The sequence below is a fragment of the Nocardia sp. NPDC051321 genome (assembly GCF_044455225.1).
In the GTDB taxonomy this organism is placed as follows: domain Bacteria; phylum Actinomycetota; class Actinomycetes; order Mycobacteriales; family Mycobacteriaceae; genus Nocardia.
Genome location: NZ_JBITEM010000001.1, coordinates 395,301 through 411,818 on the forward strand (window position 1 = coordinate 395,301; position 16,518 = coordinate 411,818).

Sequence of the window (16,518 nt, forward strand, 5' to 3'; positions counted from 1 at the left end):
TGTCACCCCACAGGACAGCCATGCGGCGCGCGTCGGTCCGACGTCGCGTCAGCATCGTCGTCGCGGTCACGGCCCTGGCCGCCGGTATCGGCCTGATAGTCGCCGCGAACGGAACTCCCGATGCGGACGCCAAACCGATCAACCCGAACGTGCCATGCCCACAATGGCAGGAAATGCATCCCGGCTGGCCGTGCTGGGGCAACTTCCCCGAGATCGAAGAACCAACAGCCCCCACGCTGCCATCGACACCCTCGATGCCCACCGGCCCGCCGTCCGCCCCGCCGGCGCCACCGCCTGCCGCGGCACTGACCCCGCCGCCGCTGCTCCCGCCGCCCGACCCGTGTCAGGCGATCGTGCCCGTCACCGACTACGTGCCTCCGGCATTGCCGGGAAACGCGCCTGTGGCACCATGTTCCGCGAGTGGCGGCGGTGGCGCCCGCGCAGGCGCTCCCACACCACAGTCGTCGGGGCCGGAAGTGAATCAGCCGGGTCCGGACGTGAACCAACCGGGGCCGGTCCTGCAACCGGGTAACACCGTTCCTCCGCCGCCCCCGCTACCGGCTGAAATCCCGGTCGGGCCGAAGACATGGGAGACAGCGAAGCTTTCGCCTACCCTGAGCGACCAATGGCACCAACTCGTCAAATCAGGGTGGCAGGTGAAATACGGCGACCCGGGTGGCGGCGACTACACCGAATATCGAACCAAGACGATCGTCGTAGATCCGAGCGAAAAGGACGCAGGCCCAGTCCTGGTTCAGACGCTGGCGCACGAATTCGGTCATGTCTTGTATCCGAGTGGGGACAGTGTGGATAGTCGATTGCAAAGCGAAGGTGCAGCCACGTTAAACAACATCCGCGTCCAGCGCGAAATCCTGGCAGCCGGCGGCCCGGATATCACGATCGCTGGAGCCGACACACCCGAAGTGGTGCAAATGTTCAACGATGCCTACGATGAATACGCCAAGAGCGGCTACACCCAGGACGCTCACGACAAGGCTGCGCAGAAGATCGGTAATTGGTACGCCGATAATGTGCACCCATCAACATGTGCTGCGAAAACCTATCGGCAGTACTACGAGGAGGGCTGCTGATGGCGAGTCGAACACGGCCCCGCAGAGCACTGTCCAGCCTGACCATGATCGCAGGGGTGGTGGTGATAGCCGTGACTGCATGTGGAAACAGCGACGGCAAGGAGCAGCCGAACGACGTGCGGTCGATGGACCTGTGGCAGTTCGTCGATTTCGCCGAGCAGAACACTCCGCTGACTCCCGACCGGGTCTCGAAACTGCTTGGCATCGAGCTGAAACCAGAAGAACAGAACCCGCGACGCAACTCAGGGGGGCCGGTCACGCTGTCCGGAGTCGAGATCACGAACATCACCGCCGCGGGCAGCGGTGACGACTGGTTCGCGTCGTTCGACACCAAGAGCGGGCAATGCATAACGCAAGATGACGTTAAAAAACGGTATCCGGACCTAAAGGCGACCGGCGCCGTTGAACGCAAAGCGCCGGGTCAACCGGTCGAAATGAGTTCCTATCGACCAGCGGCCCAGATCATCTTCTCCTTCCGGCAATCCGACAAGTGCATGGCAGGATTCGGGCTACAGCCACCCAAGAAATAGCAGATCGTTCAACGAAACATGCTGCGGATGCTCGAGTTCGACAAGCCGAATGCGAACCACCACCCGACGATGAAGCCGGTGGCGTTGATCGAGGCGATGCTGGTCAACTCTCTGCCCCTCGAGTTCGTTCGCGACCGACATTGGGTCTCAGGCAATCCGCCCTCCGGCACCTCGGTGTGCAGGTTCTCCTCGACCGTTCCCGCAAAGATGGCATCTGCCCAGCCAGCGACTGCTTCCCGATCGGCGGGGTCGACAGCCAAATCGGTCTCGACATGCCCGACGAATTCGGCGTCGGCACGATTGACGCACCTCGGCGAGGCCGTGGTGGACGAACCCGTCCGGGTCGATCGCCGGGCAGGGGATGACCTTGAACAGCGGCCACGGCGATGGTCCGGCGACAGCGGCATCAAGCGCGCGTCCGGTTGCTACTGGCGACGGCGCCGACTCTCACTACCTGATGAGCCTCGTGCGGCATGGCCTGGCCCAACGATCCTGATCGACCAGGGGCAGGGCTAGCGGCTGACGCGGCACGAGTTGGCGACACAAAAAATCTGTAGTCGCTAGTGTAGACAACTGGTGCGGGCTGTTGTAATGTCGCTGTTGTTCAGAGAGTAGGAAGTCCGGTGGCCGAGGCAGAGATGAACTGCCCGGAAGATGTTAGGTTCGGCCGTCCCCTCCGGCTGGGGTGTAGTTGAAGTAGTAGATGGTTGTACCGCCGGAGGGGACGAAGAACCCCGCAAGAAATGCGCTGGAGGCGTCACGATGAGCGTCCACGCGGGGCCGCGCCGCTAGTTGGCGCGGGGTGCGCACCCTACGAGCCGGGAGGTGGTCTACGAGCAAATACATACGCACTTCGCGTCCCTGTGAACATGTCCGGACGTGGTGTGCGACACCGGCCTTACCGGCCGATAGTCGGAATTGAGACAACAGAAATATCGACCACAGGCCCCGGCGCTCACCGCGCCGGGGCCTGTAGGCATGAAATCCCCGAGGGGTGTAGTGGAAGACTGGTCGACGACGGCAACCCGCTCGATGCCGCCTGCCGCATCGTCATTCTCGAAGACCAACTCGCCGACGCCCAGCGCATCAACGAAGAATTGCACCAGGCACTTCGAGACGATCGGCAGACAGACTAAGGCCCGAGCTCTGGCGCCCATCAATTACTGGCGCGAGCACTAGCAGGGAAACGCAACTGGGGAAATACCCAGTTGGATCCGCCGGACGACAGCAGCCGTACCGCTGCGAGCTCCCTGCTGAGAACTGTTGAGGGTCAGGTGGTTTCGGCACAGTGGTGGGTGAAAGGATACTCGGCCGACTTGGCCTCTGGTACAAAAACCGACGCAATGGTGGTCTGTTTGTGGTGTCGGTGCGGCGACCGCCCGGTCTATATGCACACTTTGCTAAGTAAACGTGCGTCAGGGTTGACGTTGGAGGGTACGGGCCGTACGTTTCGCCCATTGTTGATTCGGGGTGATCAAAGGGGAAAGCGTGGCGACACTGCTCACGGAGGAGCTTTCACCCGACGTCGTGCCCACCGCCAAGGGTGGCCCGCTCGGCCGCTCACCCCGGCAACTCGCCTGGCTGCGGTTCAAGCGGGACAAGACCGGCTTGGTGGCAGGTGCCGTCGTGTTGTTCTTCTTCGTCATCGGCCTCGGCGCGCCGCTGATCTCCCTGGTGTATGGCAAGGACCCGAACACGCCGTACGCCACGACCAGTAACGGGTTGCTCACCGACACCGGCTTCCCGATCAAGCCCAACGGCGGTATCGATAGCCAGTTCTGGTTCGGCATCGAGCCGCACACCGGCCGCGACGTGCTCATCGTGCTGGTGTACGGAATCCGTACCTCCCTGTTGATTTCGCTGGCCGTCGTACTACTGACGACGATCATCGGCGCCGTGCTCGGGGTGACCGCCGGATACGTGGGCGGTCGGACCGACTATCTCATCAGCCGGGTCATCGACGTCCTACTGTCCATCCCGTCCACCCTGTTCATCCTCGCCTTCATGCCGGTCGCCTGGGCTGGTTACCAGGCAACGGGGCAGGAGGTTCCGCCCTGGGTACGGGCGGCCAGCCTGATCGGGTTGCTGACCTTGTTCGGCTGGACCCGCAACGCCCGGCTGCTGCGCGGCCAGGTGTTCTCCCTACGGGAGCGCGAGTTCATCGAGGCGGCCAAGGTGACCGGAGCCGGTCCCCGGCGGATCATCGTCCGGGAACTGCTACCGAATCTGTGGACGCCGATCCTGGTGCTTGCGACGCTGGACCTGCCCGCGTATGTCACGGCGGAGGCGGCGCTGTCCTTCCTCGGCGTCGGCATCAAGGATCCGACGCCCGACTGGGGCGTGATGGTCCAAAACGGATCCGGCCTGATCTCCTCCGACATCACCTATCTGGTCTTCCCCGGTATCGGGATGGTCCTTTTCGTGCTCGCGTTCAACTTGCTCGGGGACTCGGTGCGCGACGCCCTTGACCCGAAGGGAAGCCGATAACCGTTGGGTCGCCGGGCTTTTCGGCGGCAAGAGGAGGCAGGAACTGGAATGAAGAGAAAGTATCTGGCGCAGGCCGCCGCGCTGGCCGCGGCCGCGCTGCTGGCAGCTGCGGGCTGCTCGGCGGGCGGCACCAACGTGGGTAGTGGTGACCAGCCGAGGTCCACGACGAACAAGCTCACCCTTGACCCGGAAGGCAAGCAGTCCAACGGCCCGGCCGCCGATGTGGCCGGTAGCCGCAGCGGTGGCACGCTCAACCTGACGTGGCGGCACGACTTCCCGGACTACGACCCGGCAAAGGTATACACGGCACCGGACGACGAGGCGTTCCGGCTGATGCACCGGCGCCTGACCGTGTTGAAGCAGAACGACGACGGCACGATGGTGCTGGTTGGCGACCTGGCCACCAATACCGGTGAGGCCTCCGACGGCGGCAAGACCTGGAAGTACACGCTGAAGGACGGCATGAAATATGCCGACGGCACGCCGATCAAGTCGCAGGACATCAAGTACGCCGTCGAGCGCTCCTTCGACACGAAGTTCGCGACCGGGCCGCAGTGGGTCCAGCTCTGGCTGGCAGGCAAAGACGACTTCAACTCGGTCTACCCAGGTCCGTTCTCCGGCGGTCAGGAACTCGGACCCGACAAGATCGAGACCCCGGACGCCAAGACCATCGTCTTCCATTTGGCCGCGGCACAGTCGGACTTCCCGTTCGCCGCCTCGATGAGCCAGACCGTTCCGGTGCGCAAAGACCTGGACGCCAAACCGGACGATCTGGACGTCAACGGCCTTGGCGACATGGCAACCGGGCCGTACAAGATCGGTGCCCACGAGGTGGACAAGACGCTCACCCTGGTGAAGAACCCGAATTGGGATGCCAAGACCGACCCGGTACGGCACCAGTACCCGGATCAGATCCACTTCCAGTTCGGTGTGCTGGCGAAGCAGGAGACCGACCAGCTGAAGGCGGACATCGATCCGAACAGCGCCGCGTACTACGGCGGCGTCGACCCCGATCAGGTTCAGGCCATCATGCAGGATCCGAACCTGAAAAAGCGCACGATGGACAACGAGACCGGCGCGGTGGTGACCTTCAATACCAACACCGCCCGGGTCACCGACTTGAACGTCCGCAAGGCCATCGCCATGGCGTTCCCGAAGCAGGATGTCATCACCGCACAGGGCGGCCCGTTCTACGGCAATGTCGCCACCACGCTCAGTCCGCGTACGTCGGTCGGCTATTCGCCGCAGCCGAACCCGTACGGCGTCGGCGACAACGGCGACCCGCAGAAGGCGAAGCAGGTCCTCACCGAAGCGGGCAAGCTCGGGTACGAGGTCAACGTTGCCTGGGAGACCACCCCGGCCGCCGACCGGGCGGGTCCCCCGATCAAGCGCGCGCTGGAGGCCGCCGGCTTCAAGGTCAATCTCAATCAGGTACCGGATAAGACCTACTTCAACATCATCAGGCACCTGGACAACCCCTACGACCTGATCTGGTACCAGTGGAGCCCGGACTGGCCGACCAACCGGACCGTGTACAGCGCGCTGTACTACGGCGGGGCGGTCGCGGAGGGGGGCAACAACATGGCCCAGCTCAAGGAGAAGAAGGTCGACGACGAGATCAACCGCGTCCAAGGGATCCAGGACATCACCGAGCAGGGCAAGCAGTACATGCCGCTGGACCAGATGATCCAAAAGGATTATGCGGCAGCCATTCCGGTGGTCTACGCGCGCAAGCAGGTGATGTTCGGTTCGAATATCGGCGGGGCGCGGATGGACGTGCTCAGTTCCAGCCTCGACCTGGACAACGTCTACCTCAAGAAGTAGCGAACGACTGATGAAGTCCTGAGCCGGGTGGCGCTCTGCCCGTCACCCGGCTCGGCCGCCACCCCCTCCAGAGAGACACGTCCGCATGCTGGCCTTCCTCACCCGCCGGATCCTCGGCGGCATGGTGATCCTGCTGATCATCTGCGCGATCACCTTCACGCTGTTCTACGTGGCCCCCGGCACCAACGTCGCCAGGCTGGCCTGCGGAAAGACCTGCTCGCCCGAGCTCGTCGCCGCTGTCGCACACCAACTGGGTGTCGACAAGCCGGTCTGGCAGCAGTTCCTCGACTACCTCGCCGGGATCTTCACCGGCCGCACCATCGCCGACACCTACTGCTCGGCTCCGTGTCTCGGTTACTCATTCCACAACCACCGGCCGGTGCTCGACACCATCCTGGACCGGATCCCGGTCACGTTCTCGCTGACCGTCGGCGCGGTGGTGATGTTCCTGGTTGTCGGCGTCTGCCTCGGCCTGCTGGCCGCGCTGCGCAAGGGAAAGGCGGCCGACAAGGCCGCGATGGGTTTCGCGGTGCTCGGCGGCGCACAGCAGATCTTCGTGCTCGGCCCGTTTCTGTTGTTCCTCTTCGTGTATTCGACGCACCTCATGCAGGTGCCCGGTTACACCTCGTTCTTCGACAACCCGGGGAAGTGGGCGACCGGGCTGTTCCTGCCTTGGGTCTGCCTGGCCATCATCACCGCCGCGGCCTACGCGCGGTTCACCCGCTCCTCCATGGTGGAAGTACTGAACGAGGACTACATCCGTACCGTGCGTGCCAAGGGCATGGACACTGCGAATATCTATCTGAAGCACGCCTTCCGCGGCGCCATGAGCCCGATCGCCACCCTCCTCGGACTGGACATCGCGGTGCTGCTCGGCGGGGCGCTCGTCACCGAGACCGTGTTCAATCTGCCAGGGATCGGGCAGTTGGCGGTCAACTCCGTGCAGGACTCCGACCTTCCGGTGATGATGGCCGTGGTGTTGCTTGCCGCGACCGCCGTGGTGGTGGCCAACATTGTGGTGGACGTCGTCTACGCGTTCATCGACCCGAGGGTGAGGCTGGGATGACCGTGACGGCCGAATCGAATCTGGAGCGTGACATGTCCAGCCAAAGCACCATCCTCTCGGTGCGAGATCTGTTGGTGCACTTCCGCACCGAGGACGGCACGGTCAAGGCGGTGGACGGGCTGTCGTACGACCTTGCCCGGGGCAGAACACTCGGCATTGTCGGCGAGTCCGGCTCGGGTAAAAGCGTCTCGGCCATGGCCATCCTCGGTCTGCACAATCGGGCGCAGGCGCGGATCGGTGGCCAAATCCTGTTCGAGGGAACGGATCTGGCCGCCGCGGACGAGCGAACCGCGCGCCAGTTCCGCGGCAAGCGGATCTCGATGATCTTCCAAGATCCGTTGACCGCACTGTCGCCGTACTACACGGTCGGCGACCAGATCGTCGAAACATTCCGCAAGCACACCGGCGCGACCAAGAAGCGGGCGTGGGCGCGCGCCATCGAGATGTTGACCAAAGTTGGTATACCGCAACCGGAGCGGCGGGTGGACGAGTACCCGCATCAGTTCTCCGGTGGCATGCGGCAGCGGGTGATGATCGCGATCGCGCTCTGCTGCGACCCCGATCTGCTCATCGCGGACGAGCCGACGACGGCACTGGACGTGACGGTGCAGGCGCAGATCCTGGATCTGCTGCGGGAGTTGCAGGTCGAGTTCAATACCGCGATCATCCTGATCACCCACGACATGGGCGTGGTCGCGCAGATGGCCGACGACGTACTGGTGATGTACGCGGGCCGGTGCGTGGAGCGGGGCACGGTGCGCGAGGTACTCAAACAGCCACGGCATCCGTACAGCTGGGGTCTGCTGTCCTCGATACCGCACCTCGGCGGGGATGTGAACATACCGCTGACGCCGGTGCGCGGCGCGCCGCCGAGCCTGATCGACGTGCCGTCCGGATGCCCGTTTCATCCGCGGTGCGATTACGTGGACCGAGTGGCAGACGCGCGCTGCAAGAGCGAGCGGCCGGAGCTCGGCTCGGCCGCCGGGCGCGGGGCGGCCTGTCATCTGACCACCGAGGAGGCCGACCAGATCTTCGTCGACACGGTCCGGCCGACGCTCGGCATCGGGCGGGCATGATGACCGAACAGACTCTGACCGAACCGGTTTCGCGCCGAGCCGACGACGGACCGCTGCTGACGGCCACCGGACTGCAGATGCACTTCCCCATCCGCTCCGGGTTCCTGTTCAAGCGGCAAACCGAGGTGGTTCGCGCGGTGGACGGCATCGATCTGAGCGTGTCCGCCGGCGAGACGTTCGGGCTGGTCGGCGAGTCCGGCTGCGGCAAGTCGACCACCGGGCGGATGCTGGCCCGACTGTTGGAGCCGACGGCGGGCACGATCACCTACCGCGGTCAGGACATCACCCACCGCACGCGCCGCGAACTCGCGCCCATCCGGTCCGAGATCCAGATGATCTTCCAGGATCCGTACTCCTCGCTGAACCCGAGGCAGACGGTGGGCACGATCATCGCCGGGCCGATGGAGATCAACGGCATCAACCCGCCCGGTGGGCGCCGCGGCCGGGTGCGGGAACTGCTGGAGACGGTCGGCCTGAATCCCGAACACTACAACCGCTTTCCGCACGAGTTCTCCGGCGGCCAGCGCCAGCGCATCGGCATCGCCCGCGCGTTGGCGCTCGAGCCCAAGCTCATCATCGCCGACGAACCAGTCTCCGCCCTGGACGTATCCATCCAGGCGCAGGTGGTGAACCTGCTGCAGGGGCTGCAGCGCGACCTCGGCATCGCCTTCGTGTTCATCGCCCACGACCTGGCCGTGGTGCGGCACTTCAGTGAGCGCATCGCGGTCATGTACCTGGGCAAGATCGTGGAACTCGCCGACCGCGCCGACCTCTACGAACGCCCGCACCACCCCTACACCCAGGCACTGCTGTCCTCGGTACCCGAGGCCGACCCGGACAGCGCGAAACAACGCGAGCGAATCCGGCTCACCGGCGACGTCCCCTCACCCATCAACCCCCCGTCCGGCTGCCGCTTCCGCACCCGATGCTGGAAAGCGGAGAACATCTGCGCCGAGCAGGAACCGCCCCTGATCCAATTAGGCAAATCCACCGAAGGCCACCTGGCCGCCTGCCACTTCCCGGAGCCCCGACACGTGGTCGCCTGATCGCAGCCGGGGTGAGTAAACGGTTCCCGCTGTTCGCCTGCTCGGTCGCGGGTGCGCCTTACCGGGTGCGTCCTGGCTGATCAGTCCGGTAGGCGTGCATACCTCGGGCGGCAGCGGGCACCCTCGCGATGAGAAGTCCTTGTGCGCAGCCTGTCCCGGGTTTGCGCGGGGCACGGAGCCGCCATGAACACCGAACGCGCGATCGAGTGGAACAAAGCCGAACTGGCCGGGTCGTTCGTCCTTCGCCCGGTCGGTGAGCTGTCCGCGTCGAACTATCGCGTCTGCACCGACGAGCTGACGAAGTACGCGCTCGAGCAGCCGCGGTCGTTGATCGTGGTGGTGGATCGCCTCCGTATCGGAAGTGAGCCGCTGCTGACCGCCTTCTCGAGCGTGGCCATGCGCGTCAATACGTGGCCAGGCACGCCGTTGTTGCTCGTCTGTGGTTCGGCGCCGCGGCGGGAACGGTTGCGCACCGGCGCGATTAGCCGGTTCGTGCCGGTGCTGGAATCCGTCGCCGCGGCACTGCGGGCCGCACACGCACCGAAAACGCACCATCGGGTCACCCTCGAGATCGCGGCAACGGCGGGTGCGGCGCAGCGCGCTCGACGGCTCATCAGCGAGGTGTGCACCGCGTGGCGGTTGGCGCAGGTGCGGGTGCCCGCGCTGCTGGTCGGTACCGAATTGGTGGACAACGCCTATCGGCATGCCAGGGGCACCGATGATCTGCGGTTACGGCTGGAACTGGCGAACGGCATGCTCACCGTCGCGGTGTACGACTCCGATCCGCGCGAGGCCGTTCTCAGCGAGCCAGGCACGCGTGACGCGCGGGAGGGTGGGTTGCACCGGATCGCGCGCATGAGTGTGGCGTGGGGGTGTGCGCCACGATGGCCCATCGGCAAGGTCGTGTGGGCCGCCCTTGCGATCGACGAGCCCGGAGCGACCCTGAGACTGCGCGGTACTCGGCGGTAGGCGGATACTGAACCGGTGGCTGATATCGCGGATTCGGCACCCGAAGGTGTGGAAAGCTTCGAGCAGGTGATCGGCGGGACGCCCCAACGGGTTGGCAGTTTCGAGTATCGATTCGCCGATCAGCGCTGGGAGTGGTCGTCCGAGGTCGCCGAGATCCACGGCTACCGGCCCGGGACCGTCGAGCCGACCACCGAGTTGCTGCTCGCGCACCGGCACCCCGAGGATTCCGAGCTGGTCGCCGCGGCGATCGCGGCCGCGGTGGAGAACGGGCAGCCGTTCAGCAGTCGGCACCGCATCGTTGACGCGGCCGGCGGGGTGCGGCACATCATGGTGGTCGGGGACCACATGTACGACGAGGCGGGCGAGATCATCGGCACCTCAGGCTATTTCGTCGACATCACCGCGACGGTGGTTTCCGATCGGCGGGACGCGCTCACCGACTCGTTGCCCGAGGTGATGGCCGCTAGGGCGGCGATCGAGCAGGCCAAGGGCATGTTGATGCTCGCCTACGGCATCGACGCCGAGCAGGCGTTCAACGTGCTGCGCTGGCGATCCCAGGAAACCAACACCAAACTGCGGCTGCTTACCGAACAATTCGTGCACGATGTGGCGGGTCTCGGCGCCGGGCCGACAGCCCTGCGGACCGGGATCGACCATATTCTGCTGACCGCCCATCAACGCGTGCGGGACAACACCTCGACAGCCGTTGGACCGTAACTAGCAGGCCACCTCGGCGAGGCGCCGGTGGCGGGCCGGTGCGGCGGCGTTGACCGCGGCGGCGATGGCGACCAGCGGGGGGATCCAGCGGGCCTGGGTGGGCGAAATGTCCCAGGCGGCTGCGCCATTCGACAGCCTGGTCGGGGGAAGGGGGATGCTCGCGCCGTCGGTGTGCACGGTGGCGCCCGCGCCGCGCAGGGCTTCGATGGCCAGGGTGGCCTTGGCGGCGCCAACTACCAGGTGGATCTCGCGGCGCTCGGCGCCGGGGATTTCGATTACCGGGCCGGACAGGTTGTTCGCGCGCAGGAAGCGGCGGACCTCGGCGGCGAGGGGGCCGGTGAGTTCGACGGCCGCCACCCGCTCGTCGGTGATCAGGCATACGCCGTTGGCGGTTTCGGCGACTGTCCATCCGCGTCGGCGGTAGTCCTGCACTGCGTCAGAGGCCGTCAGAGTGCTGGAACTCGGGAACGTCGCGGGCACTGTTTCTCCATTTCACCAGGTAGATCGAGATCTCACAGCGGTATGCGCAGGAGCCCCGCCAACTGCACCTGTGCATCAAATCGTCTGCGGCTAGGAGTTTTCCTAATGAATGCTTGTGATCGCCAACCGCACCAGCGATTCTGCGCGGGTCCGCCCGGATGGGCATCGCCCCTCGGTCGCGTCCCATGTCATCCTTTGGGCGGACCTACCCCGGGCCGACCCTGAGGCCGTGCTGACGACCGGATTCGGGGTTCGCCACCGGGTCACAGCTAATTGCCAAGTGTCCCTCGAGGTCTCACCAGCCTGGCATGGTTCAAATAGGTATGGGATCGATATGGGGGTGGGGGGCGGCGTCCGCCGGTTGCGCAGCGGCAGTGGCGATATCGGCGTTGGTAGCGGCACCGATGGCTACGGCGGGGCCGCATGATCAGGGCTCCGCTGTGCCGACAGCACCGGCAGGCGCTCCTGCGGCGGCCGTAACCACAGCGGTTCGCGGGACACCGGTACCACACACACCGCAGCCTGTCGTCGCGACATCCACGGTGCTGGCGCAGCAGATGCAGACGGCGATTCAGGCCGTCTCGCCCGGGACGGAAGTCGGGATCGACGTGATCGATATCAGTTCCGGGACAACGCTTGTCGGACTGAATCTCGATCAGCCGTTCTATACCGCGTCGGTAGTCAAGCTGCTGATCGCCCTCGACGCGATGAATCAGCAGGGCTGGCAACCCGATTCGGATATCGCGGCACGGCTTCGAACGATGCTGTCCGCCAGCGACGACAACATCGCCGACGCCCTGTGGGACGAGAACGGCGGCGACTCGATCGTCGCCAGAATGATCGACGCGATCGGCCTGACCGCGACGCTGCCGCCCGCGGACCCGGAGCAGTGGGGCGAGACCGTGACGACCGCGCGGGACGTGGCCGCCGTCTACCGCTTTCTGACCACCGCCGTGCCCGCGCCGTCCCGCGACCTGGTCATCGGCGCCCTGCACGAGGCCAGCAAGATCTCCGCGGACGGCACCGACCAGTACTTCGGCATCCCGGACGGGCTGACCGGACTCGGCTGGGCGGTGAAACAGGGCTGGATGTCGATGGACACCTCGACCACGCTGGACACCACCGGACTGGTCGGACCGAGCGCGACCCAACTCCCGTACGCGGTGGTCGTGCTGACCGCACAGCCGGCCGGAACCGACTGGACCACAGGAGGTTCCGCGCTTACCGCCGGGATCGACGTGCTGCGCGGCTTTGTCGGCGAGCAGCGGCAAGCACGGAATCTCGGCAACGACGACGAAAAAACCGCTGCCACAGTGCCGCCCGCGTAGTCCAGCAATGCTGACAGTGACGCGAAACACGGCAGCCGCAGGCTGGCTGCGTGCGGCTGCCGTACTGAAGGCCGACTAACCCCTCGGTGCTCGGCTTCAGTCGTGTCGGGTGGCCGTGTTCGGCCGAAGAACTCGGTCCAGCCTGACAGCCGCGATCGAGGCCGGGTATCCGCTGTACGACCGTCATCCGAACGACCGACGATTTGCCCAGGGTGGCTCGCCACTTGTCCGCGTAACGCCCTTCCGGCGCCGCCGGTCTTGCACAATCTGTGCATGCCCAAGCCCTGCCTGCTGCTCCAGCTGCGACCCGAGCGCCCCGCCGCGGACGACGAATACCAAGCCGTCCTGCGCGCGGGCGAGCTCGATCCCGGCGCCGTGGTGCGGGTGCAGATGGACCGGCAGGGCCTGCCCGACCTGGCCCTCGACGATTTCTCGGCGGTGATCGTCGGGGGCGGGCCGAGTAATGTCGGCAATCCGGACGCCGAGAAATACGACTACCAGCTGCGATTCGAGCCCGGACTGAAAAAGCTGCTCGCCGAGATCGTGGCCCGCGACTTCCCGTATCTGGGTGCCTGCTACGGGTTGAGCATCCTGGCCGATGTGCTCGGCGGCACGGTGAGCGGCGAACGCTACGACGAGCCGCCGGGCGCGCAGACCATCGAATTGACCGACCGCGCAGGCGAAGACCCGCTGCTCCGTGGCGCCCCACAGTCGTTCCGCGCCTTCGTCGGACACAAGGAAGCGTGCCAAGAGGTGCCCCCGAACGCGGTGCTGCTCGCCACCTCGGCGGACTGCCCGGTGCAGATGATCCGGGTCGGCCAGCACGTCTACGCGACCCAGTTCCATCCCGAACTCGACGGCGACGGACTCGCGGTACGCATCGAAACCTACCGGCACGCAGGCTATTTCGATCCGGACGAGGCGGACTACCTCATCGCGTTGGGGCACCGGGAAGCAATCACCACGCCCAAGGAGATATTGCGCCGATTCGTCACCAGGTACCACAGCGAAACGGGGCTGGACTGCTGCTAGCCCGACGCAGGTTCGGGCAGGGGTTCGAGTCGGTCCCCGACAGGCTGGCGCGCCAGTAGATGCCCGTCCGGGCGTACCAAACCGACGTGGGTCTCGACGTGGCGCCCGGTGCGCAACAGTTCGAACAGCGTGGAACCGTCGGGAAAAGAAAGGTCGGGTACCCGCTTGCCGGTGGCGTAAGTGACGTCGAGGCCCGACAATCGTTCGGCGAGTTGGCGGGACATGTCCGGCGTGGTCGCGATCAAGTCGCTCAGCAACGCGCGCAGTGCTTGGCCTTGCGGTGAGTACGCCGTTATCAGCGCGGTCTGGGCTCTGGTGTGTTCGAGCAGTGCCGTGCCGACGGGGTGGCGTTCGGCGTGATACGTGTCGAGCAGTGCCTGCTCCGCGTTTCCTGTGGCGACGGCCGCGAGCTTCCAGCCCAGGTTGTGTGCGTCCTGGATGCCGACGTTCATGCCGACGCCGCCTGCCGGGAAGTGCATGTGTGCGGCGTCGCCCGCGAGCAGCACGGTGCCCGCGCGATAGGTGTCGGCCTGCCGGGCCGCGTCGCCGAAACGCGACAGCCACACCGGGTCGCGCATGCCGAAATCGGTTCCCGCGATCCGCTGGACGTTCGCTCGTAGTTCGTCGAGAGTGAGATCGCCAGGCCATTCCGGGCGGTTGGTTGCCGGATCTCCGCCGACGAGCCGGTGCATCCCGCCGGGGAGCGGCGCGATCATCAGCCCGCCGTCGGTACCGGTGACGCCGGCGAAACCGGGCGGCGGGGGATCGTCGAGGACGACATCGCCGAGCCATCCCCAGGTGGTGGTTTCGGTCCCGGGGAATCCGATGCCCGCGGCGGTCCGGACGGTGCTGCGGGTCCCGTCGCAGCCGACCACGTAGCGAGCCGCGACGACCTCCCCGCCGGACAACTCGACACCGTCGTCGGTCAGTCCGGTGACCCGGCAGTCCCGGCGGATGGTCGCGCCCAGCCGCCGGGCCCGTTCCTCGAGCAGCTCCTCGGTGCGGGCCTGTACCAGGGCCAGGGTGAACGGGAACGGTGTGTCCAGCACCGAGAAGTCCATCCGTTGGGGGAGCCCGGCGAAATGCCCGTTCGGTATGCGGATGCCCTCGGTCAGGAACGGTTCCGCGATGCCGCGACAGTCGAAGATCTCGATCGTGCGCGGATGGATCGTGAGCGCCTTCGAATTCGGCTCCCGGGTTTGCCGCGCCTCCAGCACGGTGACGGTAGCGCCCCCGAGGCGCAACTCACCGGCGAGCCACAGACCGGTGGGACCGGCTCCCACCACAACGACATCAAGCATGATTTCTCCCTTGGTCACTGACCAACAATGTGATTCGAGTACACTAGGTCAGTGACCAAGAGTCAAGCGGATGTGGTGCGGACCGCCCTGGAAATCCTCAACGAGCACGGTGCCGCCGCGGTATCGCTGCGTGCCATCGCCGGGAGACTCGGCGTGCGGATGAACACGGTCCTCTGGCACACCAAAAGCAAGGCGCGGCTCGCGGAGTTGATGGCCGACGCGATCGTCGCAGGCGTCTCGCTCGACGGCCTGCCGCAGGACTGGCGCGAGCGGGCGACCGAGATCGTCCGCCGCTACCGCCGTGCCCTGCTGGCCCACCGTGACGGCGCCGCCGTCGTCACCGGCACTTCCGCCGCGGAACCAGCCACCTTGGATGTCGCCGAGGCACTCGCCGCTGCCCTCCTCGACGGCGGGCTGCCGCCCCGGGAAGCAGCCTGGACCTGTTGGGGCATCATCTATTTCACTCTCGGGCTGTGTCAGGAGCAGCAGGCGCTACCGGAGCGCTCCGTGCGCGACCTGAACGTCGGGCAACGCCCCGCATTGCAGCGCGTTTTCGCGGCGCTGACCGACGAATCCTTCGACGAGCGTTTCGATTTCGGTATCGCCAAATTCCTCGCGTGTCCCTAGAACGCAAGTTTGTGAGCGAGAAACGTACGGTGGCTCACCGGCATCGGCCGCCGAGCCCGGGTCTATGGTGGAGTTATGGGCGTCATGGGCGAACTATTTCCAGGACAGAAGCTGGCCGACGAGGGCAGCGGGGACAGTGATGGGCAGCCGCACCGTCCTCGGCTCGCGCTCGATCTGGATGCCGGGGTGATTCGGATCGCCGGGCCTGCCGCGTCCGCACCCGCGGACGAAACGACCGAAAGCGACTGATTCGCGACGCGAATGCAGCTAATGTCGCACGGGATCTCCGGAAGGTCGACTTCGATCCGGTACGGCAGCCGCTCGGCGCAGCCGCGTGAATTCCTCCGCCAGGCGCTGGGGCGGATAATGCGCGTTGAGACCACTTGGGTTCGGGAGCACCCAAAGTCGTGTCTCGCCGATGCGGAGATCCTGTGGCCCGACGGTGGCGTCCGGTCGTCCGTAGCCGGCGCGAAATGCGGTGACTCCGAGAATCGCCAGCCAGCGCGGTCGCCAAATGTGCACGCGTTTCGTCAGTTCGGCGGCTCCGGCCAGTAGTTCCGACTTGGTCAGTTCGGCTGCCTTGGCGGTTGGGCGACGGACCATGGTCGTCAGGCCAAGCCTCCAGATGAGCAGGTGGTCGGCTTCGGCGGGCGCGAGCACCCGCGGCGTGCAGCCCGACCGATACAGAGCTGGCCACCACCGGCTGCCGCGGGTCGCGAAAGGCAGACCAACGGCAGCCGACGAGAGGCCCGGGTTGATACCGCAGAAGAGCACGTCGAGCTCAGCGGCCAGAATATCCTTCATCCGAACTCTCCTCGCTGCCTGCGTCGCTGGGCTTTCCGCTTGTCTCACGGCGTCTTCACCATACGGTCGTCTCACGGAGTGCTTCATTTCCTCGGCACGCGAGCGGCGAACAACCGGATCGCAGCGTGTCTGCGCACTTC

The 16,518-nt window shown here is 65.7% G+C and carries 17 protein-coding genes; 14 read left to right on the forward strand and 3 right to left on the reverse strand.

Annotated features, from left to right (window positions below):
* Window positions 1-20 precede the first annotated feature (20 nt).
* From ACIA8C_RS01795 to ACIA8C_RS01840, 10 genes are all read left to right on the forward strand, one after another.
* Window positions 21-1,091, forward strand: a complete 1,071-nt coding sequence (locus tag ACIA8C_RS01795) for a hypothetical protein (RefSeq protein ID WP_397130340.1) — start codon at window positions 21-23, stop codon at window positions 1,089-1,091.
* A 56-nt stretch (window positions 1,092-1,147) separates the two neighbouring features.
* Window positions 1,148-1,621, forward strand: a complete 474-nt coding sequence (locus tag ACIA8C_RS01800; protein WP_397130341.1) for a hypothetical protein — start codon at window positions 1,148-1,150, stop codon at window positions 1,619-1,621.
* Window positions 1,622-1,648: 27 nt separating this feature from the next.
* A complete protein-coding gene (locus ACIA8C_RS01805) occupies window positions 1,649-2,137 on the forward strand; it encodes a hypothetical protein (protein WP_397130342.1) in 489 nt (162 codons plus the stop codon).
* A gap of 972 nt (window positions 2,138-3,109) precedes the next feature.
* Window positions 3,110-4,108, forward strand: coding sequence for an ABC transporter permease (locus ACIA8C_RS01810; protein WP_397130343.1), 999 nt, complete (start codon window positions 3,110-3,112; stop codon window positions 4,106-4,108).
* A 48-nt stretch (window positions 4,109-4,156) separates the two neighbouring features.
* Window positions 4,157-5,932 carry an ABC transporter substrate-binding protein gene (locus ACIA8C_RS01815; protein ID WP_397130344.1) on the forward strand — a complete coding sequence of 592 codons (1,776 nt, stop codon included), beginning with the start codon at window positions 4,157-4,159 and terminating at the stop codon, window positions 5,930-5,932.
* Window positions 5,933-6,017: 85 nt separating this feature from the next.
* Window positions 6,018-6,998, forward strand: coding sequence for an ABC transporter permease (locus tag ACIA8C_RS01820; protein ID WP_397130345.1), 981 nt, complete (start codon window positions 6,018-6,020; stop codon window positions 6,996-6,998).
* The gene (locus ACIA8C_RS01825; RefSeq protein ID WP_397130346.1) at window positions 6,995-8,074 is read left to right on the forward strand and encodes an ABC transporter ATP-binding protein; all 1,080 of its coding nucleotides are present in this window, start codon (window positions 6,995-6,997) and stop codon (window positions 8,072-8,074) included. Before ACIA8C_RS01820 ends, ACIA8C_RS01825 begins: the two co-directional genes overlap by 4 nt.
* Entirely contained in the window at window positions 8,074-9,120 is a 1,047-nt protein-coding gene (locus ACIA8C_RS01830) for an ABC transporter ATP-binding protein (protein WP_397130347.1), read from the forward strand. The genes ACIA8C_RS01825 and ACIA8C_RS01830 overlap by 1 nt, the downstream gene beginning before the upstream one ends.
* A 183-nt stretch (window positions 9,121-9,303) precedes the next feature.
* Complete coding sequence (locus ACIA8C_RS01835) at window positions 9,304-10,089, forward strand: ATP-binding protein (protein WP_397130348.1); 786 nt, start codon at window positions 9,304-9,306, stop codon at window positions 10,087-10,089.
* A gap of 15 nt (window positions 10,090-10,104) precedes the next feature.
* Entirely contained in the window at window positions 10,105-10,806 is a 702-nt protein-coding gene (locus ACIA8C_RS01840) for a PAS and ANTAR domain-containing protein (RefSeq protein WP_397130349.1), read from the forward strand.
* Here ACIA8C_RS01840 and ACIA8C_RS01845 read toward each other — a convergent pair whose 3' ends face one another.
* Window positions 10,807-11,286, reverse strand: coding sequence for a hypothetical protein (locus tag ACIA8C_RS01845; RefSeq protein ID WP_397130350.1), 480 nt, complete (start codon window positions 11,284-11,286; stop codon window positions 10,807-10,809). It lies immediately after the preceding gene.
* Between the two features lie 557 nt (window positions 11,287-11,843).
* Between ACIA8C_RS01845 and ACIA8C_RS01850 the strand changes: the two genes are divergently transcribed.
* Both ACIA8C_RS01850 and ACIA8C_RS01855 read left to right on the forward strand, forming a co-directional pair.
* A complete protein-coding gene (locus ACIA8C_RS01850; RefSeq protein ID WP_397130351.1) occupies window positions 11,844-12,614 on the forward strand; it encodes a hypothetical protein in 771 nt (256 codons plus the stop codon).
* A 273-nt stretch (window positions 12,615-12,887) separates the two neighbouring features.
* Window positions 12,888-13,646: a glutamine amidotransferase gene (locus tag ACIA8C_RS01855; RefSeq protein ID WP_397130352.1), complete on the forward strand. Its 759-nt coding sequence runs from the start codon at window positions 12,888-12,890 to the stop codon at window positions 13,644-13,646.
* Here ACIA8C_RS01855 and ACIA8C_RS01860 read toward each other — a convergent pair.
* Window positions 13,643-14,947 (reverse strand): FAD-dependent monooxygenase, encoded by a 1,305-nt coding sequence (locus ACIA8C_RS01860; RefSeq protein ID WP_397130353.1) that lies wholly within the window; start codon window positions 14,945-14,947, stop codon window positions 13,643-13,645. The genes ACIA8C_RS01855 and ACIA8C_RS01860 overlap by 4 nt on opposite strands.
* 51 nt (window positions 14,948-14,998) lie before the next feature.
* Between ACIA8C_RS01860 and ACIA8C_RS01865 the strand changes: the two genes are divergently transcribed.
* Window positions 14,999-15,574, forward strand: coding sequence for a TetR/AcrR family transcriptional regulator C-terminal domain-containing protein (locus ACIA8C_RS01865; RefSeq protein ID WP_397130354.1), 576 nt, complete (start codon window positions 14,999-15,001; stop codon window positions 15,572-15,574).
* Window positions 15,575-15,649: 75 nt separating this feature from the next.
* Window positions 15,650-15,823: a hypothetical protein gene (locus tag ACIA8C_RS01870; protein WP_397130355.1), complete on the forward strand. Its 174-nt coding sequence runs from the start codon at window positions 15,650-15,652 to the stop codon at window positions 15,821-15,823.
* 18 nt (window positions 15,824-15,841) lie between these two features.
* Here ACIA8C_RS01870 and mug read toward each other — a convergent pair whose 3' ends face one another.
* The gene (mug, locus tag ACIA8C_RS01875) at window positions 15,842-16,378 is read right to left on the reverse strand and encodes a G/U mismatch-specific DNA glycosylase (protein WP_397130356.1); all 537 of its coding nucleotides are present in this window, start codon (window positions 16,376-16,378) and stop codon (window positions 15,842-15,844) included.
* Window positions 16,379-16,518 lie beyond the last annotated feature (140 nt).

Bases quoted from the DNA above. Each gene is read 5' to 3' on its own strand.
- ACIA8C_RS01835 (WP_397130348.1), top strand. From the start codon at position 9,304: ATGAACACCGAACGCGCGATCGAGTGGAACAAAGCCGAACTGGCCGGG.
- ACIA8C_RS01850 (WP_397130351.1), top strand. From the start codon at position 11,844: ATGCAGACGGCGATTCAGGCCGTCTCGCCCGGGACGGAAGTCGGGATC.
- ACIA8C_RS01855 (WP_397130352.1), top strand. From the start codon at position 12,888: ATGCCCAAGCCCTGCCTGCTGCTCCAGCTGCGACCCGAGCGCCCCGCC.
- ACIA8C_RS01870 (WP_397130355.1), top strand. From the start codon at position 15,650: ATGGGCGTCATGGGCGAACTATTTCCAGGACAGAAGCTGGCCGACGAG.
- mug (WP_397130356.1), bottom strand. From the start codon at position 16,378: ATGAAGGATATTCTGGCCGCTGAGCTCGACGTGCTCTTCTGCGGTATC.
- ACIA8C_RS01815 (WP_397130344.1), top strand. From the start codon at position 4,157: ATGAAGAGAAAGTATCTGGCGCAGGCCGCCGCGCTGGCCGCGGCCGCG.
- ACIA8C_RS01805 (WP_397130342.1), top strand. From the start codon at position 1,649: ATGCTCGAGTTCGACAAGCCGAATGCGAACCACCACCCGACGATGAAG.
- ACIA8C_RS01830 (WP_397130347.1), top strand. From the start codon at position 8,074: ATGACCGAACAGACTCTGACCGAACCGGTTTCGCGCCGAGCCGACGAC.
- ACIA8C_RS01825 (WP_397130346.1), top strand. From the start codon at position 6,995: ATGACCGTGACGGCCGAATCGAATCTGGAGCGTGACATGTCCAGCCAA.
- ACIA8C_RS01860 (WP_397130353.1), bottom strand. From the start codon at position 14,947: ATGCTTGATGTCGTTGTGGTGGGAGCCGGTCCCACCGGTCTGTGGCTC.
- ACIA8C_RS01820 (WP_397130345.1), top strand. From the start codon at position 6,018: ATGCTGGCCTTCCTCACCCGCCGGATCCTCGGCGGCATGGTGATCCTG.
- ACIA8C_RS01795 (WP_397130340.1), top strand. From the start codon at position 21: ATGCGGCGCGCGTCGGTCCGACGTCGCGTCAGCATCGTCGTCGCGGTC.